Raw genomic sequence first — 24,047 nt, 5'->3', positions numbered from 1 at the left:
CAGTACATCCCCCCCGCTGTGGATTGGAGTTAAGTCAATTGTTCAAAAAACACGCATGTTACTTGAGCATTTGCCTGCTCGTTGCACCACTGGTCGCGACAGCTGATGAGCTGCCGGTGGACGCTGTGCCGGTGGTTTCGACCAGCCCGGTGCAGTTGGCCCTTTCTGAACTGCCCAGCGTTTGCCCCAACCTTGCCGCGCAGATAGACGCAACGACCCAAGCGCGCTTGCAGGCGTTCTACCAGCAACAGGGCAATGTGACGCTGTGGTCCGATGAGCGCCGCCACACTCTGCAATCTCAGTTGCTGATGCTGGCCGACGATGGCCTGGACCCCACCCACTATAGCCTGCCTACCGTGGATGCCACGGGTAACGTGCTGTGCAGCGATATCGGCAGCAGCCGGCAATACCTGCAAGCCCTGCAGGATTTGCATTACGGGCGCCTGCAACAGTCGCGTTTCGAGCCGCTGTGGCATTCCCAGCCACCCACCCTCGACCCCAATACCCAAGTGCTGGCTTTTGCCACCACCGGCCTGCAAGACATGGCGCAAGCCTTTGATCAGGCGCGCCCCAGTGCCGACCTGTACCGCAGCTTGCGCAATACCTACGCCACTGTGCGCCTGCAGCCGTTGCCCCATTGGGACCCGGTCGCCACCGGGCCGCTGCTCAAGCCAGGCATGGAGGACCCGCGCGTGCCCGACCTGGCGCGGCGCTTATATAGCGGTGGTTATCTCGCCAAGGCGCCGACGGGCAACAGCCGGCAGTACCGTGACGAGTTGGTCAAGGCGGTCAAGGCCTTCCAGCTCAGCCACTCGTTGCAGGCCGACGGTGTGATAGGCACGGGTACTGTGGCCGAACTCAATATCAGCCCGGCGATGCGCCGCGATCAGTTGCGCATCAACCTCGAACGTTTTCGTTGGCTGGCTCAGGACCTGGAACCCGAAGGTGTCGTGGTTAACGTCGCGGCTGCGCAATTGAGTGTTTACCAGAGCGGCATCCCGGTGTGGCAAACCCGCCTGCAAGTGGGGCGTGCCGAACGCCAGACGCCGCTGCTCAAGTCGCGCATTACCCGGCTTACCCTCAACCCCACGTGGACCATCCCGCCGACGATCATGCGTGAGGACAAACTCCCGGCCATCCGCCTCAACCCCGAATATCTGCGCCAGCAAAACCTGCAAGTGCTCGACGCCCAGGGCCGCCCATTGACGGCCGACCAGGTGGATTGGTCGCACCCCGGCAACATTCTGCTGCGCCAGGAGGCCGGCCCGCGCAACCCGCTGGGCCGCATCGTGATGCGCTTTCCCAACCCCTATTCCGTTTACTTGCACGACACGCCGAGCCAGCCGCTGTTTACCAAAGGCCCACGGGCATTCAGTTCGGGCTGCGTGCGGGTTGAGCAGCCGATGATGCTGCGCGACCTGCTGGTAACCCCGGCCGAACGCACGCGCACCGAAGAATTGCTGGCCACCGGCACAACCCATGAATTCAGGCTGGCCACGCCGGTGCCGGTGCTGTTGGGTTACTGGACAGTGGAAGTCGATCGCCAGGGCGGGTTGGTGTACTCGCCGGATATTTATGGGCGTGACCCGGTGTTGGTGAAGGCGATGGGAGCGGTGCTCTAAAAACTCACTGTGGCAGACGGGCTTGTTGTGGCTAGCTGGTTTGTTGTGGCAGACGGGGCTGTTGTGGCGAGCAGGCTTGCCCTGCGTTGGGCTGCGTAGCAGCCCCAAAACCAGACGCTTATGTGTCTCTGATAAAACGCGGTGACTGTACTAGGGCCGCTTCGCAGCCCAACGCAGGGCAAGCCTGCTCGCCACGGTAAGCCCGCTCGCGACAGGGGTGATGTGTGCCAGGATCACTTCGACGGCCTCGGCGGCTGTCACACTTGCAGTGTCGACAGTCAGTGGCGTCTCAGCCCACGCCTGATATTCATGTACTGAAACGGACTGCCAGGAGGGCGGCACCAACCCGGCAATATCGCCCGTGCGGCCCTCCACCCGGCGCTGATGTTCCAGCAGGTCAGAGCAAACCACCTCAATATCAAGCATCTCGACGCCCGCTGTCGCCGCCACGGCCTGCCACGCCTCCCGGCTCTCCTTCAGCGGGTTCACACAGTCGGCAATCACCGTCTGCCCCATTCTCAAATTACTCAATGCCAGCGCATTCGCCACGCCATAACCGCTGGCGCCCACATCACCGGTCAGTACGTTTGCATCCCGAAGCGCCTGTTCAATCACATCAATACGCAGGTAAACCGCGTTTATCCGACGTGCCAGTTCGCTGGCAATCGTGGTCTTGCCGGTGCCGGGCAGGCCGCTGAATACAATAAGCATGGTCAATCCTTTGAATAGGGCGCCCGGCCAGTCTAGCCGCGCTTACTTCAAATAGCAGGCGCTGATCCAATCGGCCGGGTGGGCCGCCAGTTGCGTGGCCACGGGCAGGTAGCGTTTATCCAGTTGCGCCGCCAGCCAGAACAGCGTCGCGCTGCTTTTGGCATCCCAGGTGCCGCTGTAACCGGCTTCGCCTACTGTGGCACGGTCTTTGTCGAACTGAACGTGGGTGTGCACGAACTCCTGGTGGCTGCGTTGCCCAGTGGCGTAAGGCACCAGCCAGTCGAGGGCGGCGCCCAGCGACGCACCATTGCTCTTGAGGTTCAGCCAGTCGCCGCCGTAGGCCTTGGCCGCCAGTGCGGCCTGCACCAGCGGTTCAAGGTCGTAGGCCACGTAATGCAGGGCGTCGCGGTCCTGGAAGTCGGTGACCGAACCGTCAGGCAGGATGTTATCGGCCACTTGCTGTTTAAACAGTTGATGAGCGTGCTCAAGCATGGCCTGGTCGTTGAGTGCGGCGGCGGCGAGGGTCACCAACTTGATGCGGTGGCTCTGCCAGTTATTGGTCTGGGTGCCTTTTTTCTGCCCGTGGAATTGTTCGATATGCGCGATGTAGCCATTGCCCAGCTTGCTGATCAAGCGACGGCTGGCGGCGCGGGTTTCCAGGCGCAGGTGGTCGGCGGTAAGCGCATAGGCCGTGATCAGCATATCGAGATTGGTTTCGTCGATGGGGTTGAAATCCGGCTGGTAGACATCGGCCCAGGCGGCGAGGTAGTCGTCGACTTGCCTGAGGTAACGCGGGTCACCGCTGATGCGCCAGGCCAGCGCCGCCTGGCGCATCAGCGGCCAGTCCTTTTCGGCAACCAGGCTTTGCTCGCGAATGCCATGGTTCGGCAGGGTGCCTTCGGTGTGCACATGCGGCAACGGCGCAGGCTGGTCGGCCAAATGCCGTTGGGCGGCGGCCAGCAGCGCGTGGGCTGCCGGGTTTGCCGACGCAGGCTGGCAAAGGCTTGCAGCCATCGCCACGGCGGGCAACGCGGCCAGCAGCAAGGTAAAGGCAAGGGTGGTTTTGTTCATGGACGGTTCTGTTGGATAAGGATGTGCCAACGCTAGCACGCGGCTGAAACGGCTTGGATGAAACTCCCGTATGCTTGCAGGCTGATCTCGACCGAGGACCGCCCATGACCTTGCCCTTTGTGAAGATGCATGCCCATGGCGACGATTTCATCATCATCGACCGCCGTGGCCTGGACGACCCGATCACTGCGCAGGTCGCCCGGCGGCTGGGCAACCGCCACACCGGTATCGGCTTCAACCAACTGGCGGTGGTGCTCGACTGCGAAGACGCCCTGGCCTGCATCAAGTTCTGGAACCCCAACGGTACGCCGCTGCAAACCTGCGGCAGCGCCACCCGTGGCGTGGCTGACCGCTTGATGCATGAGACCGGTCGCGACACCATCGTATTGCGCACGGATCGAGGCTTGCTGACGTGCGTGCGGGCCGCCGGCCAGCAAGTGTCGGTGGACATGGGCGTGCCCTCGCTGGACTGGTCTGGCGTACCACTGGCTGACGCGCTGGACACCCGCACCTTGCCCATCGATGGCGCGCCTGCCGCCTGCAGCATGGGTAACCCGCATTGCACGTATTTTATCGACGACATCAGCACCATCGACGTGGCGGCCGTGGGCCCGGCGCTGGAAACCCATCCGCTGTTCCCGGCCAACACCAATGTGCATTTTGTGCAGGTGCTGGACCGCAGCCACATCCGCCTGCGTATCTGGGAGCGCGGCGGGGGTGTGCCGCTGGGTTCCGGCTCCTGCTGCTGTGGCGCGGTGGTCAATGGGATTCGGCGCGGGTTGCTGGACGCCACGGTTCAGGTGCAATGCGACGGTGGCACGGTCACTGTGCAGTGGGACGGGCAGGGCGGTGTGGTGTTGACCGGCCGTGTCGAGCCGGTCATGCAGGGCACGGCGTACCTTTAAAGCGTTACGGTAAAGGTCGTGCCCTCGTTGACGCAGGAACTCACCGCCACGTCTCCACCGTGCGCCCTGGCCAGTTCACGCACGATATACAGGCCCAACCCCACGCTACGCACCTCGCTGCCCTGGTCGGTGCCTCGGGTCATGGGCTCGAACAGCCCGGCCAGCAGCGTTTGCGGGATCGCGGCACCGTGGTTATGCACGGCCACTTGGCAGCCACCTTCGCCCAAGCGTGAGGTGATGGTAATTGGCATCAACAAGTCGCCATAGGCCACGCTGTTGGCCACCAGGTTACCAATAATCTGCTGCACCCGGTCGGCATCCAGGCACGCTTGGCCCATACCTTCGGGCTGGTGCTTTAATGTGGCCTTGGGGAAGGCCACGCGCAGTTCATCCACGGCGTGCTGGATCACGCCGTGCAGGTCCAAGGGTGTGGTCTTGATGCTGATCCCGTGGCCGACCCGGGCCTGGGTGAAATCCAGCAGGTCGGCAATCATTCGCTGGGCGCGCTCGGAGGACTGGCCGATATGGCCCAGCAACTGGTGCTCCCTGGGCGTGCGCTCGCTGCGTGCAAGCATGTCCGAGGCCATGCGGATGGCGGTCAGTGGGTTTTTCAAGTCATGGCTGACGATCGCCACCATCTGCTCGGCAAACAACGCGCGGCGCTGGGCGATGGCATAGGCTTCGCTCAGTTCCGCCTGGGCCTGATGCAGCGCCAATTCGGTGCTGGTGCGTTCCTGCAACAAGGCTTCGGCAAGCTTGCGCGCATTGAGCAGCTCGCGCTCGTACTTGTCGCGGTCGGTGGTGCCGAACAGCGCCAGGTCGTGTACCAATGCGCCAGCCTGTTCGCGGGCGCTGGCGTTGAGCAGTACGGTCACTTTGTGGCCGTCGTGGTGCACCAAGTCGAGTTTGACTTCGCTGACGCTGCCACGCATGCGCAGCATCGGCGCCAGGTGGGTCTGGTGGAATATTCGCCCGCCCATGGTCAGCAAATCCTGAAACCGCCGCCCGCACAGCTCGGCACTGCGCAGCCCCAGCCATTGGCCGAGCAGCGTGTTGGCGCGCAGGATCGTGCCGTCTTCAGCCGTCACCGCCAGGGCACAGGCGGCGCTGTCGAACAGATCAGCCGACATCAGCCATGGCCCATGGCGCCAGGAAGTTGTCCATCGCCCTCGTGCAGGCCTCGGGCGCGCTCATATGCGGGCAATGGCCGACATTATCGACCAGGCAATAGGTGCTGTTGGGCAGCACGCTGTGCAGGTATTCGCCCACCGCCACGGGTGCAATCAGGTCGTCACGTGATTGCAGGATCAGCACGGGCGTGGTCAGGCCGATCACGTCCTTACGGTTGTCCGACATAAAGGTCACCCGCGCAAATTGCTTGGCGATGTCCGGTTCGGTACGGCAGAAACTGTCGCTCAGCTCGGCACTCAACGCCGGTTGCTCGGGGGCGCCCATGATCACGGGGGCCATGGTGCTGGACCAGCCCAGGTAGTTGCTGTCGAGCGTGTCAAGCAGGTCATCGATATCGCTGCGCTTGAAGCCGCCGACGTAGCCCACGTCGTCGATATAGCGTGGCGACGGGCCGATCATCACATGGGCGGCGATACGGCCTGGTGCCAGGCGGTCGGCGAGGGTGGCGATCATCGCGCTGACCGAATGGCTGACCAGGATCACCGGGCCGCTGGCGAAAGCGTCGATAATCTCGTTTAAATCGCGGGCATAACCGCCCAGCGCGGCATATTTGGTCTTGTCGAATGCGCTGAGGTCCGACAGGCCAGCCCCCACCAGGTCATACATCACGACGCGAAAACGCTCGGTAAAGTGCGGCGTCATATAATTCCACATGGCCTGGTTGCAGCCGAAACCGTGGGAGAACACCAAGGTCGCGGGACCGTTGCCCATCACACTGACGTTGTTGCGGTGCTTCAGGTTCATGGGGTTCTCGGTTATGGCGCATTGCTATATATGCGGGCAGTTTAGATAGTCGCGGGCGTGGGGTCACGCGTTATACGTCTATAAGGTAAAGTCGACGCCTCCTCGAAGAAACTTCAGGTAACAAAACATGCGGCTGTATTTGCGCCAATCCGTCTTGAGTCTGCTGGCGCTGGTGTTTATCGGCCTGTTGACCAGTGCCCAGGCGGACACTTCGCCGATCAAGGTCGCCCTCGATCAACGGGTGATCGACCTCACCAATACGTTGGATAACGGCACAACCGAGCGCTTGAAGGCTCAACTCGCCGCCCTCGAACAACGCAAGGGCGCCCAGGTTGCCGTGCTGCTGGTGCCCACCACCGGCGGCGCAACCATCGAAGACTTTGCCAACCAACTGTTCCGTGCCTGGAAACTGGGGCGCAAGGACGTCAATGACGGCATCCTGCTGGTAGTGGCTAAAAACGACCACACCGTGCGTATCGAAGTAGGTTACGGCCTGGAAGGCACGGTCACCGACCTGCTGGCCCACCGCATCATCGAAGAGCACATCACCCCGGCGTTTCGCCAGGGTGACTATGCGGGAGGGATTCAACAGGCCGTCGATGACCTGGGCGTGCTGGTAGACGGCGGCGACCTGCCCAAGCCGGTGGAGCCTGAGGTCAACCCGCAGGCCATTGCGGTGCTGTTGGCGTTTATCTTGGGGGGCGTCGGTGGCGTGTTGATCGCCGCCGGCAAGCTGCCTTGGCGCCGGGCATTAATCGCCACCGTGGCGGTTACGGTACTGTTGACGCTGTATGGGGGCGGTCGCGACTGGCCGATGTACCTGCTGGTGTTGCCGCTGACCCTGCTGATTGGCGGCGCGACTTTCGGCGCCTTATGGCTGGCGCGCACCGTGTTTTATTGCGTGATTGGGGTGCTGGCCTACGTTGCCGGGCTGCTGGTGGTCGACCATTTCGTGGCCGTCAACTTCGTCCATTGGCTGGTGTGGCCGTTTGGCTGCGCGTTGGTGCTGGCGTTGTATATGGGACTGTTTTTCGTTATCCACCAATCCTGGAAGAATAGCCCGCGCTTCTTCTTCGTGCGGGTGGCGGCGGTGGTAGCGGTGTATGTGGCAGTCGGGTTACTGCTGGGGCACGGTTATCAAGGCTGGATCATCGCCATACCCGCCGCTTCGGTGGTGGCGTTTATAGTGTTTTTGCAGAGTATTTCCGATGGCGGCTCGGGTTCGGGCGGCGGGTCTGGCTCAAGCTCAGGCAGCTCGGGTTCAAGCTCCAGTTCAAGCAGCAGTTCGTCCGGAGGCGGTGGTTCCAGTGGTGGCGGTGGGGCATCTGGTAGTTGGTAAGCGCTAGCGCGGTTTATAACCTACCCATCCTTTGAAACTGAAGCCGGCGTAGAACAGCTCCACGCCTTCGAACCCGGCTTCAACCATCAAGGCTGCATCTTGTGCGGGTGACAGTACCGGCAATTTGGCGCTGATCGCGGTAATCGCGCGCTCTGCATCCTCGGCCGGCACGCCCGAGTCCACCGCAAACGCGGCGTAACGCTTCAACCAGCGGCTTTTTTCCTGCGGTGCCTGGGGGAAACTGTGGTGCGCCACGATCAGCGGTGCTCCGGGTAGCAACCGTTGCCACAGGGTCTTGAGGGTTTGCAGGCGTTCCTGTTCGGGAATGAAGTGCAGGGTCAGCAGGCAGGTGGCGCCGTCAAAGGGACCCAAGGGGGCGGTGTCGATATAACCCTCGTGCAACTGCACGCGCTCATTTAAAGGGCCCAGTGTCGCCTGCGCCAACTTCAGCATCTCGGCCGACGGGTCGACGCCTGTAAAGCGCCAGCCTGGCTCGGCGTCGGCAAAACGTTTTAGCTCCAGGCCGCCCCCGGCGCCCAATACCAACACGCTGCCGGTCGCTGGAACAGTTTCACGCAGCAGCAGGATGGTCATCCGTTGCAAGCCATCGAAGCCCGGTACCAGACGCACAGGGCCTTCGGCGTAGCGGGCGACGGCATCAGGGTCGGAAAAAAAGCTCATGGCGGGCTCCTGCAGATTGGGCGAGGCGTAAACCCTACTGCGGCCCATCGGTAGAGGCAATTGCTGTTGGCTGCATTCGTGGTAAAACGTTGATCCCTGCACCCCTTGAGTACGGAGACTCAATGCCTGTTATCAACCCGCCGCCCATTACTGTTCGGGATGCCACTGCCGAGGACGCCTTATGCATCGGCGTGCTCGGTATGCAGGTGTTTCTCGATACTTACGCGACCCAAGGTATCCGCGCCTCGATTGCCAGAGAGGCGCTGCAAGCCTTTGCGCCGCAGACCATCACCCAACTGCTGATACAACCCGGTCTCTCGCTGGTGGTGGCTGAGTCGAATGGCCACCTTGTTGGCTTTGCCCAGATCAAACTCCACGCGACTCATTCGATGATCACAGCTTCAGATGCCGCCGAGTTGCAGCGCCTCTACATCCAGGAGCGATTTACCGGCCAGGGAATTGGCTATCGGTTGCTGCAGGCGGCAGAACAGCGCGCGGTGCTGGGCGGGGCGTCTTTCGTGTGGGCAACCGTGTGGGTGGGCAATGAGCGCGCGCTGGGTTTTTACCCCCGACGGGGTTACGCGGTGCTGGGGTCGCCGACCTATACCTTCCAAGGGGAAACCCATGGCAATCGTTTGTTTGGCAAAACCTTGGCGCCCTGTACATAAAGGCTCAGGGCAGGGTGATGTAGTCGTTCTGTTGGATGATCGGCTGGTGCGCGCCTGGCACCAGGTGAACATAGCGACCGTCCACCAGATCGATAGGCAGGCAGTCGTCAATATCCATCACGCCATCGGTATGGGCCTGCGACCAGTGCTGCAATAGCTGCTGCTGGCCTTTGCGCTTGGCTTCCTGTTTGTCGCGAGCCACCACCAGTAAGTAATGGTGGGCCTCGCCGAACACCTTGGCTTCATAACCACCCAGGTTGATGAAGTACAGGTGATGGGCACCTGCAGGCGGCGCCATTTGGCTGAGTTCGACTTTCCAGCCGTCTACGCCATCGACGGCCATCCAGGCGTCGATATGCATGCCCTTGGGGCTGCCGAACCAGCCGTCTCGCAATTGCGGGTAGGTGGCTTGCAGCGTGTCCGCCACTGCGAACACCACATCGTGAACTTCGATTTTGGCCCTTGGGTGCTTGCCCCCGAGCATGACAACAAACAGCATTACAGGTCCTGCCTGGTGATTGGGTAAAGGCTAACCATACTTCGATTGAACCCTTTTGTCCGGTCAGTGCCACACTGTTAATTCGCCAACTCATCAGGAGGTTGTTATGCGCACCATTGATCTGGCCGGTGTTCCCGTGCCTGTCATCGGCCAAGGCACCTGGCGCATGGGTGAAAACCCGGACCTGCGCAAAGCTGAAGTCGCCGCGTTGCAATTGGGTATCGACGAGGGCATGAGCCTGATCGACACCGCTGAAATGTACGGCGAAGGTGGCGCCGAAAAGGTGGTAGGCGAGGCCATTCGTGGCAAGCGCGACCAGGTGTTCCTGGTCAGTAAAATCTACCCTCACAATGCCAGCCACAAGGGCGTGCCGCGTGCCTGTGACGCCAGCCTTCAGCGGCTGGGCACTGATTATATCGACCTGTACCTGTTGCACTGGCGCGGCCAGTACCCGCTCGAAGAAACCGTCGAAGCGTTCGAACGTCTGCGCGAGGCAGGCAAGATCGGTCGTTGGGGTGTTTCCAACTTCGACGTCGCCGACCTGCAGGAACTTGCATCCCCCGCGTGTGCCACCAACCAGGTGCTCTACAACATCGAAGAGCGGGGTATCGAGTTCGACCTGTTGCCATGGTGGCAACAGCACCATTTGCCACTGATGGCGTACTGCCCAATCGCCCAGGGCGGTGAACTGCTGTCCAGCCCGACGCTCAAGCAAATTGCCCACCGACATGAGGCCACACCCGCACAGATCGCCCTGGCCTGGGTACTGCGTCAGGAGGGTGTGATTGCCATTCCCAAGGCGGTGAGCCCCGAGCATGTGCGGCTAAACGCAAGTGCCGCGAAACTGGTGCTGGATGAGCACGATCTGGATGCGATCGACCGCGTGTTCGGTGCACCCAAGCGCAAGCATCCACTGTCAATGGTGTAGCAAGCGTGCAGAAACGCTGCCGTCCATGGCCGGCGTTTCTGCGTCACCCAGGGTTAGCCGGCGACCGGGCTACGCCAGTCGTCCGAGCCGGAAGTACCTGCCACTTCGTGCGTCCAGATGATCTTGCGATAGGTGAAATGCACATCTTCCAAATGCGTGAAGTGCGCGTTTTCCGGTGCCTGGCAGTTGGGCATGCGTGACTGGATGTCCACGATGGTCGCACCCTCAAGCTCGATGGTGAAATAGTGCTCCTGGGTGCCGGCCGAGGAGGTGCGGAACCATTGCAGTTGGCATTTGACTTCTTCGCCACTGGTCAGCGCGCTGAACAGCAGGGGCGATGATTTATCGAAGACCTTGCTGATCATCAGCGGTTTGTGAACCCTTTGGCCGGTTGGCTGGCCGGATTGCGGGTCACGGGGAATGATCACTTGATGCGAAAAAGCCTGGACCAGGATCTGGTCTTCGTGGCCCTCCTGATAAATGTTGCCTACCGAGTCCTGGGTAAACGTGCCTGCCGTAATCAGTCCTTGTTTGACACCGGTGATCGAAAGGTATGCGGGTGTTGGCATGACGGGTTTCCTTGCCTGATGGTTGAAGTAGTGCCCAGCGGCAGTTGTGCCGGCTGGGCAAGTTCCTATAACAAGAAGCGTGCCTGAAATTAACAAGCCCAGTAAAAGCAGGGGGTTGCTTGTTATTGAGCTTGATTTCATTAAGGAGGTGGATGTTTTAATCCGATTTAAATGAAATTGGTTGCGCAGAAGTGTGCATTAATTTGCTCGTCTAGTTTTTTCTTGTGCTTATTGGGGGAGAGGGTTAATTGAGCATGGCGTGCTGGTTTTGCTGCGCAAAATGGTGCGCACGCCAATGATTTAGGGCTTGTAGGAAAATCCTTAAGTGCCGATTTGACACTTGCCGGATGTTATTTGTCCAGCTAGTGTTTGCGAACTTCGTGGAGAGAGTGGCGAGGTTTTTATAATCGTGTTTTTTGCGCCTGAGTGTGCTTCAGGTGTGCAGAATTTAATTGTTTTAAATGGTGTGCGGCCCAAAATGGATTATTCAGGCGCTTTGTGTGGCTATTATCTTGAACTTGCCTTGGTGCCCTGTTCGCAGGGTAACTTTGCAGGCAGCGATATGCGCTTTTCAAGTGAATATGAGGCCTTGGAGTCCGAGCTTGGCAAAGTGCAATCGATACATGTCAGCACCCAGCCGGACTGGCAGGAGGTCATGCACATCAGCGAGTGCCTGCTGCGTCAGCACACCAAGGATCTGCGGGTGGCGGCCTGGTTGACTTGGGCGTTGTACCAGCGTGAATCCTTGCCGGGGCTGGTGGCGGGCCTCGGGTTGATACGTCATTTATGCGAGCACCATTGGGCGGTTGTCTATCCGGCAAAATTACGTACCCGTGGCGCAGCACTGGGCTGGTTGGCGCTACGCCTGGAGCAGGTATTTGCACAAAGCTTTTCGCTCAAGGACCAGCAGCCATTGTTTCGCCGCATGCTTGAGCACCTGACGCACCTCGATGAGCTTTGGTCTGCGCATTTGAGTGATGAGGCACCGACGTTATTGCCGCTGCGCAGGCAATTGACGCAGCGCTTGGAGCAGGCCGTAGAAGTGGAGCTGTCAGAAGCCGGTTCGGCGCGTGTGACTGCTCAGGTCAAGCAGGCGACGACGCGGCTGCTGATCCCCGAGTCGGCAACGGGTCACGACAAAACGGGTAACCAGACGATAGCCAGTGAAAAAGAAGCCCACAAATCACTGCGCGCCTTACAGGAACATGGCCGGCACTTGTGCAACTGGTGGCTGCGCCAGGATGCGACCGACCTGCGCGCCTTGCGGCTTAACCGGACACTGACCTGGCTGGCACTCAACACCTACCCGGACGCTGACAGTGACCGGCTCACGGTGCTTCGTGGCCCGACGCCTGACAAGCTCAAGCGCTACCGGGAGCGTTTTGCCCAAGGGCATTACGGCGACCTGTTGCTTGAACTTGAGGCCAGCCTGGCGGGTGCGTTGTTCTGGTTTGACGGCTTGCGCATGGTCTGGGAATGCCTTGACGCCTTGCAGGCCGATCTGGCTAAGACCGAACTGGAAGTCAGCTTCGCGCTGTTATTGAAACGTTTGCCAGACCTGCCCGAATTCAAATTTCACGACGGTGCGCCGTTTGCCGATACCGCCACCCGGGACTGGATCACGCTTCAGGTCGCTCGACACTTGCAGCCGCCTGCGCCGTCCGGCGTGGTTGTGGATGCCAACGCCGAACCCTGGGAAGCGGCCTTGCAAGAGGTCATGCCCAGGTTGCGTAAGGACGGGCTCAAGGAGGCAATACGCGAACTCAAGCAGGGCATGCACACCGCACGCAGCGAGCGCGCGCGTTTTCATTGGCGTCTGGCACTGGCGCGGTTGTGCGTATCGGCAGGCAAGCAAGCGCTGGCGAAGGTGCAGCTGGAAGACTTGGACCACGAGCTTCAGCGCGCCGGTCTGGATCGCTGGGAGCCGGAACTGGCACTGCAGGTTGCGCAGCTTTTGTATCGCTGTTGCGAGCTTTTGCCGCAAAGCCAGGCCATACGCGAGCGTAAGGAAACTACCCACCGAAGGCTCTGCCACTTCGATGTTGAAGCGGTACTTGAATAGGCTTTTGAACCCCCTCGAAAAAAGGAGATTTACCGTGGCCAAAGAAGGTTCGGTAGCACCCAAGGAACGCATCAATATCACCTTCAAGCCCGCCGTCGGGGGCGCCCAGGAAGAGGTTGAGCTACCTCTGAAGTTGCTGGTGCTGGGTGACTTCGCCCAGCGCGAAGACCCACGCAAGCTCGAAGACCGCAAGCCTATCGGTATCGACAAGAACACCTTTGATGACGTGCTGGCCAAACAGGCACTGGCGTTGACGCTAAGTGTGCCTAATCGCCTGCAGGAACTGCCCGATATCGAAGCACTGTCGATCCAGGTGCGGGTCAACTCGATGAAGGATTTTACCCCGGCGAACCTGGTCGAGCAGATCCCGGAGCTGCAAAAACTCATGGCGCTGCGTGAAGCACTGATGGCCCTCAAGGGGCCATTGGGTAACACGCCGAGCTTTCGCAAGGCGATCGAACAGGCGCTGGCGGATGACGACTCCCGCGCACGTGTATTGACCGAATTGGGGTTGAGTGACCCCACCGCCTGACATTTTCAGTAAAGGACACTGACGCCATGACCACCCAACAGCATCCGCTACCCACCCGAGTGGCTGACGAGCACAGCATTCTCGATACCATCATTGCCCAAACACTGCTGAGCGCCGATGACGAGGCCTACAGCATTGCCAAACGCGGTGTCTCGGCGTTTATCGAAGAGCTTGTCAAACCGCACAACAGCGGCGAGCCGGTCAAGAAGCGTCTGGTCGATCGAATGATCGCCGAGATCGACATGAAGCTCAGCGAGCAAATGGATGAAATTCTTCATCACCCGGATTTCCAGGCACTGGAAGCTTCGTGGAGAGGGTTGCAACTGCTCGTCGATCGCACCAATTTTCGCGAGAACATCAAGATCGAACTGCTGAACGTCTCACGACAGGACCTGCTGGACGATTTCGAAGACTCCCCGGAAACCACCCAGTCCGGGCTCTACAAGCATATCTACAGTGCCGAGTATGGTCAGTTCGGCGGCCAGCCCGTGGGCGCGATCATTGCCAACTACTTCCTTGGGCCCAGCGCGCCGGATGTGAAGCTGATGCAATACGTTTCCAGTGTTGCCTGCATGGCCCATGCACCGTTTATTGCCGCCGCAGGGCCGAGCTTTTTCGGTTTGGAAAGCTTTACCGGTCTGCCTGACATGAAGGACCTCAAGGATCATTTCGAGGGGCCGCAATTTGCCAAATGGCAAAGCTTTCGTCAGAGCGAAGACGCTCGTTACATTGGCCTGACCGTGCCGCGGTTCCTGTTGCGTACCCCTTACGATCCCCTTGAGTGCCCGGTCAAGACATTTGCCTACCAGGAAAACGTGGTCAACAGTCACGAACACTATTTGTGGGGCAATACCGCGTTTGCCTTTGCCACCCGGCTGACGGACAGTTTTGCCCGGTTTCGCTGGTGCCCGAACATTATCGGCCCGCAAAGCGGTGGGACAGTGGAAGACCTGCCCCTGCATCATTTCCAGAGCATGGGTGAAATTGAAACCAAGATCCCGACCGAAGTGCTGGTCTCTGACCGTCGCGAGTACGAACTCGCACAGGAAGGTTTTATTGCCCTGACCATGCGCAAAGGCAGTGATAACGCGGCGTTCTTTTCAGCCAGCTCGGTACAGAAACCCAAGTATTTCGGTAACAGTGCCGAGGGCAAGGAAGCGGAATTGAACTACCGCCTGGGGACACAGCTGCCCTACATGATGGTGGTCAACCGGCTGGCCCATTATCTCAAGGTGTTGCAGCGTGAGCAGTTGGGTTCATGGAAGGAGCGTACCGACCTGGAACTGGAGCTCAACAAATGGATCCGCCAATACGTTGCCGACCAGGAAAACCCCAGCGCCGAAGTGCGTGGGCGGCGCCCATTGCGGGCTGCCCGCATCGTGGTCAGTGATGTTGAGGGCGAACCTGGCTGGTACCGCGTTAACCTCAGTGTGCGACCGCACTTCAAGTACATGGGCGCGGACTTCACCCTGTCCCTCGTCGGCAAACTCGACAAAGAATGAGAAAGGGGCAGGGGATACCCGACTATCGCAGCCTTTTTGAGCGTCTCGAAGGCCTGGCACCTGCCAGGGCCGGAAGTGTAGCGTCGATTGCCGCGCACTTGGAGAACATGCTCGGCACACGTGCAGGCAGTGTCTTGACGCTGCCGGACTATGGGCTGCCCGACCTCAATGACATGCGCTTGAGCCTGCATGAGTCATTGAGTCAGTCGCGCCTGTCGATTGAGCGTTTCATCCAGGTTTACGAACCACGTCTTTCGAATGTGCGTGTCAGGGGCTTACCCGATACCGGCAACCCCTTGGTCCTGGCGTTTGTGATTGAGGCAACACTGCTCATCGACGGCGTTATGCAACCAGTGGTTTTTAACGCACAGTTGGCCGGTGGTGGTCGGGTTGAGGTACTGCCTGATGTCCTTTAACCACTTTTACCAAAGTGAGCTCAGTGCCTTGCGCCAACTTGGGCGGCGTTTTGCTGAACGCAACCCAGCCTTGGCACCTTTTCTCGCCGACTCAGGCCAGGACCCGGATGTAGAGCGTCTATTGGAAGGCTTCGCCTTTCTGACCGGGCGCTTGCGCCAGAAGCTTGCCGACGAGCTTCCAGAGCTGACTCACTCATTGATGCATCTGCTGTGGCCCAACTATATGCGGCCACTGCCGGCGTTCAGTATCTTGCAATTTGACCCGTTGAAACATGCGTGCACCACGGTGAGCGTAGAACGGGACACGCCGGTTGAAAGCGTGCTGGTCAATGGTGAGCGCTGCCGCTTTCGTACCTGCTACGCCACCCAGGTGCTGGCGTTGCAACTGAGTCGCCTGGAGTACGTGTCCCAGGGAGCACAAACGCTCCTCAACCTGCACATGGAGATGAGCGTCGAGGGCAATTTGAGCCAGTTGGCGTTCGATCAATTGCGTTTGCACCTGGCGGGTGATCGACAGGTGAGCCAAGGCTTGTACCTGAGCTTGTTGCGTCATCTGGAGGGCATCGAATTGCGGCTCTTTGACCACGAAGGGGTTGTGATCAAGGATCGCGATGGCCAGCCGTTGTCGCTGCGGCTTGCTGCAAGCCAGGTAAAACCGGTGGGGTTCGATGAGGAGCATGCACTGATTCCCTATCCCGCCAACACCTTTTGCGGTTATCGCCATCTGCAGGAATATTTTGCGTTTACGGACAAGTATCTGTTTGTCGATGTACTGGGGCTGGATGCGTTAGAGGCGTTGCCAAATGAATTGCGCAAGCAGGCGAGATGTATAGAGCTGCGTTTCAAGTTAAACCACCCCGCGCATGCGGCGCATCGCCCCACTCTGGACAACGTAAAGCTGTATTGCACGCCGATTGCCAACCTGTTCAAGCACGATGCAGTGCCCATTCGCCTCGATGGCAAGCAGGATGAGTACCTGCTGCTGCCGGGTGGCATAGCGCGGGGCAATGCCGCGGTCTTTTCCGTGGACCAGGTGACCGGATGGCGCCCGGGTGGGCTGGGCTACCAGGCGTATGTGCCGTTCGAATCCTTCGAGCATGGCAGTGGCAATGCCACTTCGGCGCGCACGCCCAGCTACAGCATTCGTCAGCGCTCGTCGGTGCAAAGTGCCGAACTGGATACCTGGTTGAGTTTTGGCACTGGTCCAGGCAATGAGCAGGAAACCCTTTCGATTGAATTGACCTGCACCAACCACAACTTGCCACGGCTGCTGCAGGTGGGAGAGATCAATCAGCCCTGTGAACAAACCCCGGAATTCCTGACGTTTCGCAATATCTGTGCGCCAACGGCAAGCTTTGCTCCGCCTTTGGACCAGGACTTCCTCTGGAAACTGATCAGCAACATGTCGCTCAACTACCTCTCGTTGACCGATACCCGTGCCTTGAAAGTCATCCTCCAGACATACGACTTGCCGCGCTATCACGATCGACAGGCTCACAACGTCAGCCAGCGAAGACTGGATGCGTTGAAGTCCATCCGTCATCAAGCCGTCGATCGAATACATCGTGGGCTGCCGATACGCGGCCTGCAGGTCGACTTGAGTATTGACGTCAACGGCTTTGCCGGCCAGGGCGACCTGTTTGTCTTCGCCTCAGCACTCAATGAGTTTTTTGCCCTATACGCCGGCCTCAATTCGTATCACGAACTGCGGGTCACCAGCACACAAGGAGACGTGTATCTATGGCCACCCCGGATGGGTCGGCAGGCCCTGCTTTGACTGCTCTAGCACGCACAATTCGCGAGTATTCGTTATTCCAGGCGGTACTGCAGGTGATTGAGCGCCTGCGCGACAGCCATCCTTCACTGGATGACGACGCGTTATATGACCTGCTCGAGTTCCAGGCCAACCCAAGCTTGGGTTTCCCTGGGCACGACATTGACCGGGTGGTTTTTTTTGTCGAGCACGGACAGTTACGCGCGCGCCTGCGTCTTAACGTGCTCGGCTTGTTTGGCGCCGGTTCGCCATTGCCTGGGTTTTATCAAGAGCAGGCGAGTGGCAGCGTCAGCCGTGGCTTTCTCGACGTATTTCACCACCGCCTGCAGAGGTTGATGTTGCCGATCTGGCGTAAGTATCGCTATCGAGCGAGTTTTCGCACCGACGCCAGTGATGCTTTTTCCGCGCAGATGTTTGCGCTGGTCGGGCTGGGCAGCCGCCAGATTCGAGACGCGGCGCAATTGGACTGCAAGCGGTTGTTGCCGTACCTGGGGCTGCTGAGCCTGCGAGCGCATTCGGCAACGTTGATCGAAACGGTGCTGCGCCATTACTTCAAGCACAGTCGTTTGTTCATTGAACAATGGGTTGAACGCACGGTGGTCATCGCCCAACAGCAACGCAATCAACTCGGTACGGCCAATAACGTGCTTGGCGAAGACCTGCTGCTCGGGCACCGGGTTGCCGATCGTAGCGGCAAGTTCAGGGTGCATGTCGAGGGCTTGAGCTGGCAGCGCTTTCACACGTTTCTACCCGCCGGCAGCGCGTGCAAACCGTTGTGCTCGCTGGTTCGCCTGATGCTGCGGGTGCCATTGGACTATGACGTGCGCCTGGTACTGGCCGAGGGTGAAGTGCGGCCATTGCATATTGGCGAGCGCAACGTATGTCGTCTCGGTTGGACCAGTTGGTTGGGGTACGAGCGTGCCGAAGGTGTGGTCACTCTGGCCAGCCACTCTGATTAGGGACTGATGATTATGATGAATGTAGACCTGCAACAACTGATCCGGACCTTGACCCCGCAAACGCGCGTTGACTTGGCGCGGGCAGCTGAACGATGTGTTACGCGCGGTGGCAAGGAAGTGTTGGTTGAGGACCTGCTGCTGACACTGCTGGAACACCATGATGGTCCTTTGGCCAGGGCGCTGGCGGATGCCGAGATCGCTCCAGGCGAGCTTCAGGCCATGCTGCAGCTCAAAGGTGAACACAGTGCATCGCGCAGCCCGGTGTTTGCCCCGGCACTCGTGCAGTGGTTGCAACAAGCATTAATGGTTGGCCACCTTGAACTGGGGCAGGTTGAAGTCGATGCCGGTGCTTTATTGCTGGCACTTCTGCGCCATCCACTGCAACACGCGGGCAGTGGTTATCAGCAATTGCTGAGTCGTTTGGACGCGCAACGGGTGCTGGATTTTTTGTTGAGCCAGGGATCTGGAACTGGCCCTTTGCGACCAGGCGAGTCGCTGCTGGAGCGCTTTACCCACGACCTGACGCATCAAGCCCGCGAAGGCCGTATCGACCCGGTCCTTTGCCGCGACGCAGAGATCCGTCAATTGATCGATATCCTTGTGCGTCGGCGCAAGAACAACCCGATCCTGGTGGGAGACGCGGGCGTGGGTAAGACCGCCATCGTCGAAGGGCTCGCTTTGCGAGTGGTTGCCTCACAGGTGCCCGAGCCACTCAAGGGAGTACGCATACTGACCTTGGATATGGGCTTGTTGCAGGCCGGCGCCAGCATCAAGGGCGAGTTCGAACGGCGGCTCAAAGGTGTGATCGACGAGGTCAACGCCTCACCACAGGCCGTGATCCTGTTTATTGATGAGGCACATACCCTGGTGGGTGCCGGCGGGCAGGTGGGTGGAGGCGATGCCGCCAATTTGCTCAAGCCCGCCCTGGCGCGCGGTCAATTGCGCACAATCGCAGCCACGACCTGGTCCGAGTACAAAAAATACATCGAAAAAGACCCTGCGCTGGCACGGCGCTTCCAGCCGGTGAAGGTTGGCGAGCCGAGTGTGGCGGCGGCAGTTTCCATTTTGCGCGGGTTGGTGCCGGTGTATGAAGCCAGCCATGGCGTCTATGTACGCGACGATGCGGTGGTGGCGGCAGCGCAACTGAGCGCTCGTTACCTGGCGGGGCGCCAGTTGCCGGACAAGGCCGTCGATGTACTGGATACAGCCTGTGCGCAAGTGCGCATTAGCCTGACGGCGGCGCCTGAGGTGTTGCAGCAGCTGTGCGCTGAATTGGCCGAGGGCACACAGCAGCGCGTGGCGCTTGAGCGCGATGTTCAAGCAGGCTTGTCAGTTGACCAGCCAGCGTTGCAAACACTGGTCCGGCGTCTGGACGCCCTCGAGCTTGAGCGCCAGCAAGCCGAGCCGAGCAGGGCTGGATGCAGCGTGAACAGCAGCAAGCCAGTCACGAGGTCTGCCCACGGGTGGTCGCTCAGGTCATCAGCGGCTGGACCGGTGTTCCGGTCGAGCAACTGGCGTTGGAGCACAGTGAGCGCATCCCGGGTTTTGCCGATGCCCTGCGCGAGCGAATTATTGGGCAGGAACCGGCGGTGCAGGCGCTTGATCGCAACCTGCGAGCGGTGGCTGCAGGCCTTAATAATCCTGAGGCCCCAGTAGGCGTATTTTTGCTGGCCGGCCCAAGCGGGGTCGGCAAGACCGAGACGGCGCTGGCGCTGGCGGACTTGCTGTACGGCGGCGAGCGGTTTGTGATCACGCTCAATATGTCGGAATACCAGGAGCAACACTCCCTGTCCCGATTGATCGGAGCGCCTCCCGGTTACATTGGATACGGCGAGGGCGGGGTGCTGACCGAGGCCGTGCGCCAGCGCCCCTATTCAGTGGTGCTGCTCGATGAAGTCGAGAAGGCCGACCCAGAGGTGCTGAACCTGTTCTACCAGGTCTTTGACAAGGGCTTGGCCAATGACGGTGAAGGTCGCGAAATCGACTTCCGTAACACGCTGATCCTGATGACGTCCAACCTGGGCAGCGATTGCATCACAGCACTGTGCGCCGATGGCCAGCGCCCTGATTCTGAGGTGCTGGAGGAAGTGATTCGCCCCGTATTGCGCGCTCACTTCAAGCCGGCTCTGCTTGCCCGGATGCGTGTCGTGCCGTATTACCCGCTCGCAGGCGAACGGTTACAGGACGTTGCAAGGCTCAAGCTTGCGCGCCTTGGCCAACGGCTGCACACGCGTGAACTGGTGTTCAGCTACAGCGCCGAACTGGTCACGCACATGGTCGAACGCTGTATGCACCAGGACAGTGGTGCGCGTTATATCGACCAGTGGATCGAGTCCCACCTGCTGCCGCAGATCGTTGATCGCCTGCTCAGTGCGATGGCCGTTGGCGAATTCCTCTCTGCCACCCACGCGACGCTGGATGGCCGCGGTGTGCCTGTGTGTGAGTTCAGCCAATGACGCACAGCACATTCAAGCCGTTGCCTGGTCCGCAGGCCTGCACCGACCAACTGCTGGGCTGGTTCACCCGCCTGGGATTTGAGCGTGAGGAATCGACGTTGGCGCAGCTTTGCGTCACGGCCGCTGCGCAGTTGAGCGAGTGTGACCTGTGCCAACTGTATGCGCGGGAGGAAACCACCGGCCAGTTGGGGCTGATCGCTCAATACTTTCCTGACGGGGAACCCTCAGGCGAGCGGGCTGCAACTGTGGAGGTTCAACACCAGCAGTTATTGCACTACGTCCTTAACCAGGGGCGGGAGCTGACCATTGATGAACTGTGCAACAGCGCCTATGACAGCGGTTTTCTCCCCGTAGCGACGTTGCCTTGGCACGCGCTGACATGCCTGCCCTTGTTCAACCGGAGCAAGGCGGTGTGCGGCGTCCTGCTTTGTGCCAGCCTGCGCCCGACGCAATTTCAGGGCTACGCCGTGTCGTTGGGCCAACTGGGTAGCTTTGCCCTCGGCCAATTAACTCTGCGCCGGCTTGCCCATCCTGGGCGCATCACTGCTGTTGCCCAGCGCTGTGCGCCCGTCACAGGCGGCTATGGCTTGATCGGCAACAGCACCGCGATGGAAGCGACCTGTCACCTCATCGGCAAGGTTGTGCAGGCGCCTTTTACCGTGCTGTTGCACGGTGAAACCGGCACTGGCAAGGAGGTGGTGGCGCGTGCGATTCACGCCGCCGGCCCGCGCAGCACGCGAGCGTTTGTGGTGCAAAACTGCGCAGCCTTCCCTGAGGGCTTGCTGGAGAGTGAGCTGTTCGGCTACCGCAAAGGCGCGTTTACCGGTGCGGAGCGTAACTATGCTGGGCTATTTGACGCGGCTGATGGCGGCACACTGCTGCTGGATGAGATTGGCGATATGCCACTCTCCCTGCAGGCAAAGCTGCTGAGAGTTCTACAAGAAGGTGAGGTGCGCCCTCTGGGCGCCAATACCGCCCACAAGGTCGACGTGCGAATCATCGCCGCCACCCATCGCGACCTGCTGGCAATGGTCAGCCAGGGGACTTTTCGCGAGGACCTCTATTACCGATTGGCACAGTTCCCTATCCAATTACCGGCCTTGCGTGAGCGTGACGGTGATGTGCTGCAGCTTGCCCGGCATTTTGCTGAAAAGGTCTGCGCGGCACTCGAAAAACCGGTGGTCAGTTGGTCCAGTGCCGCGCTTGATCAGCTCTCCGGCCACGCCTTCCCAGGCAATGTGCGTGAGCTCAAATGCCTGGTGGAACGGGCGGTGCTGCTGTGTGATGAAGGGGTGATTTTACCTGAGCACCTGTCGCTGTCGTCGGCTCCCGCGGGTACGACCGCCGAAGCGACTCTGCGTCAGCGCCTGGAGCGGGTGGAACGAGTCTTTTTGATCGATTGCCTGCACAAGAACCGTGGCAATCGAACGCGCACCGCGCGTGAACTTGGGGTCGCGCGTCGCACGCTGCTGTACCGGCTTGCGCGTTTGAACATCCCCATGGGCGCGTCTCGAGGGGAATGCTGAATGGCGTATTCACGCTGGCGTGCTCATGGGCTCTGCGATGCCCCGCTTGTTTTATCTACCTGGGAGAACCCCGATGCCTGATCGTCCATGGCGAGCCGTACTGCTTGTGTTGTGTTTGCTGAGCGGTTGCAGCGCCAATTATGTGTTTGATGACGCTGACTATCGTCCTTTGGGTGACTCCCAAGCGACCCGTCGTGGCCAATGAAAAGGAGCCTTTCATGCAATTAGTGCTTGAAGTGTGTGATGGCGGGGGCGATGAGCCGCCACCGCGCAAGGTGTTCGATGGAGTGGGCGGCGTGGTCGGTCGTGGAGCCGGTTGCGACTGGAGTATTCCTGACCCCAGTCGCTTGCTTTCCAGTCACCACGGGTTGATCGCGTACCGTGACGCGCGTTATTTCCTGACGGATATCAGCAGTAACGGTATCCGTGCGGTGAGCAGTGGCAAGTCGCTGCAAAAGGGGCAGGCGCGGTTGATCGTGGAGGGTGATGTTTTCCAGTTGGGGCCATTTGCTATCCGTGCGCGGTTGATTGAGCGCGTGGCGTCGCATTGCCAGCCATTATCCACTGCGGGCGGGGTGATACCCGATGATGCTTACCTGGGCCTGGACCCCGTTCAAGAATGGGATCGCCAGTCGATGCACGGCGCAACGCCGTGCGAACTGGACGCCTTGAACGACGTGCAAGAGGCACCGAGTGCCTGGATGTCTGGTGACGGTGTTGAGCGCGACTACCTGACCTTACCTGCACAGGCAGACGTTTTGGTAGAGAGGGTCGAACCTGTCTTGCCTGACTCGCAGGCGCCCGAGGCTTACGAAGTGTTCTGGGCGCAGTTCGCCAAAGCGTTGGGCGTCAGTGCGCATGCGCTCGATTGCGCTGGCCGCGAGGCGTTGGCGATTAAGGTTGCGGGTTTACTCAGGCACGCGATTGATGGGTTGCAACAGAACCTGCGCACTCACGACGAACTGCACAACGAATTGGACCTGGACGCGAGCACCTTGATCAAACGTCCGAACGCGTTGAAAGACAGCCTGTGCATTGACTCTGCGTTGGCGTCGTTGCTGGGCACGGGCGAGTTGGCGCAACCCTGCGCCGAAGCGGCCATTACGCAGGTGTACCGGCAAATGCAAGTGCATCAGATCGCGCTGCTCGTTGCATGCCGCACGGCGCTGCGCACCTCGTTGGCGACGTTTGCCCCCGGTCACTTGCTGGCCAGTTTTGAGCGCGATGACAAGGTGCCGAGGTTCTTTGCCGACAGGGCGCATTGGCGGGCCTACCAGCGCCACTATCAACGAGTGGTCGAAGAAAATGCATCGAATACGGACCTGTTGCGCGGCAACTTTTCCAAGGCCTATGAGGAGCAGGTACGCCTGGCCTCGGCGTTGTTTGCCACACCTTCGGGAGGATGCCCATGACCCGTGTCGCCCTGCCTCTTTTGGTTGTATTGGTGCTGCTGGGTGGTTGCAGCAACCTGTCACCGTTTTCCACATTGACCAAGCTCGACTTGACGCTGGCCGCCAGTGACGAAGTGAACCCCGACCTGCATGGGCGCCCCTCGCCGGTGGTGGTGCAGCTGTTTGAACTCAAGCATCCAGTGGCATTCGAAAACGCAGATTTTTTTACCCTGTATGGGCATGCCGAGCAGGCGCTGCCCAAAGACTGGGTGAGCAGCGAGGAGCTGGAGCTGCGCCCCGGCGAGCAGGTGGCCCTCAAACTCAGGAGCGAACCGCAAAGCCGTTACGTGGGCATCATTGCGGCGTACCGCGATTTACCCCATGTGCAATGGCGATGGGTGCTGGCGCTGGCGCCACAGCAAGTCACAAGAGCACACCTGGTGCTTGACCAGGCGGGTATCCGTGCTGGCGACCCGCTCGCCAGCCTGGAGGAGAACTGAT

At 60.0% G+C, this 24,047-nt stretch carries 21 protein-coding genes and 1 pseudogene; 15 read left to right on the top strand and 7 right to left on the bottom strand.

Translation table 11 applies throughout. The annotated features are described in order from the left end of the window. Positions 1 to 38 precede the first annotated feature (38 nt). A complete protein-coding gene (locus tag GIW28_RS12675; RefSeq protein WP_099547809.1) occupies positions 39 to 1,622 on the top strand; it encodes a L,D-transpeptidase family protein in 1,584 nt (527 codons plus the stop codon). A 150-nt stretch (positions 1,623 to 1,772) separates the two neighbouring features. Here the strand turns inward: GIW28_RS12675 and GIW28_RS12670 are convergent, their stop codons facing one another. After that, a complete protein-coding gene (locus GIW28_RS12670; RefSeq protein ID WP_236459080.1) occupies positions 1,773 to 2,333 on the bottom strand; it encodes an AAA family ATPase in 561 nt (186 codons plus the stop codon). Between the two features lie 42 nt (positions 2,334 to 2,375). Continuing rightward, on the bottom strand, positions 2,376 to 3,404 hold the full coding sequence (locus tag GIW28_RS12665) for an alginate lyase family protein (RefSeq protein ID WP_236447821.1): 1,029 nt from the start codon (positions 3,402 to 3,404) through the stop codon (positions 2,376 to 2,378). A gap of 104 nt (positions 3,405 to 3,508) precedes the next feature. Between GIW28_RS12665 and dapF the strand changes: the two genes are divergently transcribed. Beyond that, a complete protein-coding gene (dapF, locus tag GIW28_RS12660) occupies positions 3,509 to 4,309 on the top strand; it encodes a diaminopimelate epimerase (RefSeq protein ID WP_236447820.1) in 801 nt (266 codons plus the stop codon). On the opposite strand, the gene GIW28_RS12655 is transcribed toward dapF, so the two are convergent. Next, positions 4,306 to 5,439, bottom strand: coding sequence for a PAS domain-containing sensor histidine kinase (locus tag GIW28_RS12655; RefSeq protein WP_017136840.1), 1,134 nt, complete (start codon positions 5,437 to 5,439; stop codon positions 4,306 to 4,308). The two genes, dapF and GIW28_RS12655, sit on opposite strands and share 4 nt — an antisense overlap. Beyond that, positions 5,429 to 6,244 (bottom strand): alpha/beta fold hydrolase, encoded by an 816-nt coding sequence (locus GIW28_RS12650; protein ID WP_236447819.1) that lies wholly within the window; start codon positions 6,242 to 6,244, stop codon positions 5,429 to 5,431. Before GIW28_RS12650 ends, GIW28_RS12655 begins: the two co-directional genes overlap by 11 nt. Before the next feature lie 127 nt (positions 6,245 to 6,371). On the opposite strand from GIW28_RS12650, the gene GIW28_RS12645 reads away from it, so the two are divergent. Next, positions 6,372 to 7,583: a TPM domain-containing protein gene (locus tag GIW28_RS12645; RefSeq protein ID WP_236447818.1), complete on the top strand. Its 1,212-nt coding sequence runs from the start codon at positions 6,372 to 6,374 to the stop codon at positions 7,581 to 7,583. Between the two features lie 3 nt (positions 7,584 to 7,586). On the opposite strand, the gene GIW28_RS12640 is transcribed toward GIW28_RS12645, so the two are convergent. Next, positions 7,587 to 8,264, bottom strand: coding sequence for a class I SAM-dependent methyltransferase (locus tag GIW28_RS12640; protein WP_170040063.1), 678 nt, complete (start codon positions 8,262 to 8,264; stop codon positions 7,587 to 7,589). 122 nt (positions 8,265 to 8,386) lie between these two features. Here GIW28_RS12640 and GIW28_RS12635 point away from each other — a divergent pair, with 122 nt between their 5' ends. Then, entirely contained in the window at positions 8,387 to 8,932 is a 546-nt protein-coding gene (locus tag GIW28_RS12635; RefSeq protein ID WP_177034415.1) for a GNAT family N-acetyltransferase, read from the top strand. A gap of 4 nt (positions 8,933 to 8,936) precedes the next feature. On the opposite strand, the gene GIW28_RS12630 is transcribed toward GIW28_RS12635, so the two are convergent. Next, a complete protein-coding gene (locus GIW28_RS12630; protein ID WP_017136835.1) occupies positions 8,937 to 9,431 on the bottom strand; it encodes a DUF1543 domain-containing protein in 495 nt (164 codons plus the stop codon). Between the two features lie 106 nt (positions 9,432 to 9,537). On the opposite strand from GIW28_RS12630, the gene GIW28_RS12625 reads away from it, so the two are divergent. Continuing rightward, entirely contained in the window at positions 9,538 to 10,359 is an 822-nt protein-coding gene (locus tag GIW28_RS12625) for an aldo/keto reductase (protein ID WP_170040061.1), read from the top strand. Positions 10,360 to 10,412: 53 nt separating this feature from the next. On the opposite strand, the gene GIW28_RS12620 is transcribed toward GIW28_RS12625, so the two are convergent. Further along, positions 10,413 to 10,928 carry an Hcp family type VI secretion system effector gene (locus GIW28_RS12620; RefSeq protein WP_017136833.1) on the bottom strand — a complete coding sequence of 172 codons (516 nt, stop codon included), beginning with the start codon at positions 10,926 to 10,928 and terminating at the stop codon, positions 10,413 to 10,415. 478 nt (positions 10,929 to 11,406) lie between these two features. Here GIW28_RS12620 and tssA point away from each other — a divergent pair, with 478 nt between their 5' ends. The 10 genes and pseudogenes from tssA (at position 11,407) to tssJ (ending at position 24,046) form a co-directional block, all read left to right on the top strand. After that, positions 11,407 to 12,990, top strand: a complete 1,584-nt coding sequence (gene tssA / locus GIW28_RS12615) for a type VI secretion system protein TssA (protein ID WP_017136832.1) — start codon at positions 11,407 to 11,409, stop codon at positions 12,988 to 12,990. Positions 12,991 to 13,024: 34 nt separating this feature from the next. Next, positions 13,025 to 13,522: a type VI secretion system contractile sheath small subunit gene (gene tssB / locus GIW28_RS12610; RefSeq protein WP_017136831.1), complete on the top strand. Its 498-nt coding sequence runs from the start codon at positions 13,025 to 13,027 to the stop codon at positions 13,520 to 13,522. Positions 13,523 to 13,548: 26 nt separating this feature from the next. Then, a complete protein-coding gene (tssC, locus tag GIW28_RS12605; RefSeq protein WP_176991900.1) occupies positions 13,549 to 15,024 on the top strand; it encodes a type VI secretion system contractile sheath large subunit in 1,476 nt (491 codons plus the stop codon). Then, a complete protein-coding gene (tssE, locus tag GIW28_RS12600) occupies positions 15,021 to 15,440 on the top strand; it encodes a type VI secretion system baseplate subunit TssE (protein ID WP_268938826.1) in 420 nt (139 codons plus the stop codon). The genes tssC and tssE overlap by 4 nt, the downstream gene beginning before the upstream one ends. Further along, entirely contained in the window at positions 15,430 to 17,217 is a 1,788-nt protein-coding gene (gene tssF, locus GIW28_RS12595; protein WP_099547822.1) for a type VI secretion system baseplate subunit TssF, read from the top strand. The genes tssE and tssF overlap by 11 nt, the downstream gene beginning before the upstream one ends. Next, positions 17,181 to 18,173 (top strand): type VI secretion system baseplate subunit TssG, encoded by a 993-nt coding sequence (gene tssG, locus GIW28_RS12590; RefSeq protein ID WP_169987781.1) that lies wholly within the window; start codon positions 17,181 to 17,183, stop codon positions 18,171 to 18,173. Before tssF ends, tssG begins: the two co-directional genes overlap by 37 nt. 6 nt (positions 18,174 to 18,179) lie before the next feature. Continuing rightward, a pseudogene (locus tag GIW28_RS12585) lies at positions 18,180 to 20,629 on the top strand (AAA family ATPase). Continuing rightward, on the top strand, positions 20,626 to 22,155 hold the full coding sequence (locus tag GIW28_RS12580; RefSeq protein WP_176991897.1) for a sigma-54 interaction domain-containing protein: 1,530 nt from the start codon (positions 20,626 to 20,628) through the stop codon (positions 22,153 to 22,155). Before GIW28_RS12585 ends, GIW28_RS12580 begins: the two are co-directional and overlap by 4 nt. A gap of 218 nt (positions 22,156 to 22,373) precedes the next feature. Further along, positions 22,374 to 23,567 carry a type VI secretion system-associated FHA domain protein TagH gene (tagH, locus tag GIW28_RS12570; RefSeq protein ID WP_236459081.1) on the top strand — a complete coding sequence of 398 codons (1,194 nt, stop codon included), beginning with the start codon at positions 22,374 to 22,376 and terminating at the stop codon, positions 23,565 to 23,567. Continuing rightward, on the top strand, positions 23,564 to 24,046 hold the full coding sequence (gene tssJ, locus GIW28_RS12565) for a type VI secretion system lipoprotein TssJ (RefSeq protein ID WP_017136823.1): 483 nt from the start codon (positions 23,564 to 23,566) through the stop codon (positions 24,044 to 24,046). Before tagH ends, tssJ begins: the two co-directional genes overlap by 4 nt. Position 24,047 lies beyond the last annotated feature (1 nt).

The organism is Pseudomonas sp. PA-5-4B (assembly GCF_021606215.1).
GTDB lineage: Bacteria > Pseudomonadota > Gammaproteobacteria > Pseudomonadales > Pseudomonadaceae > Aquipseudomonas > Aquipseudomonas edaphica.
Note: the sequence above shows the minus strand (reverse complement) of the source record. Positions and strands in the feature narration are given on the sequence as shown.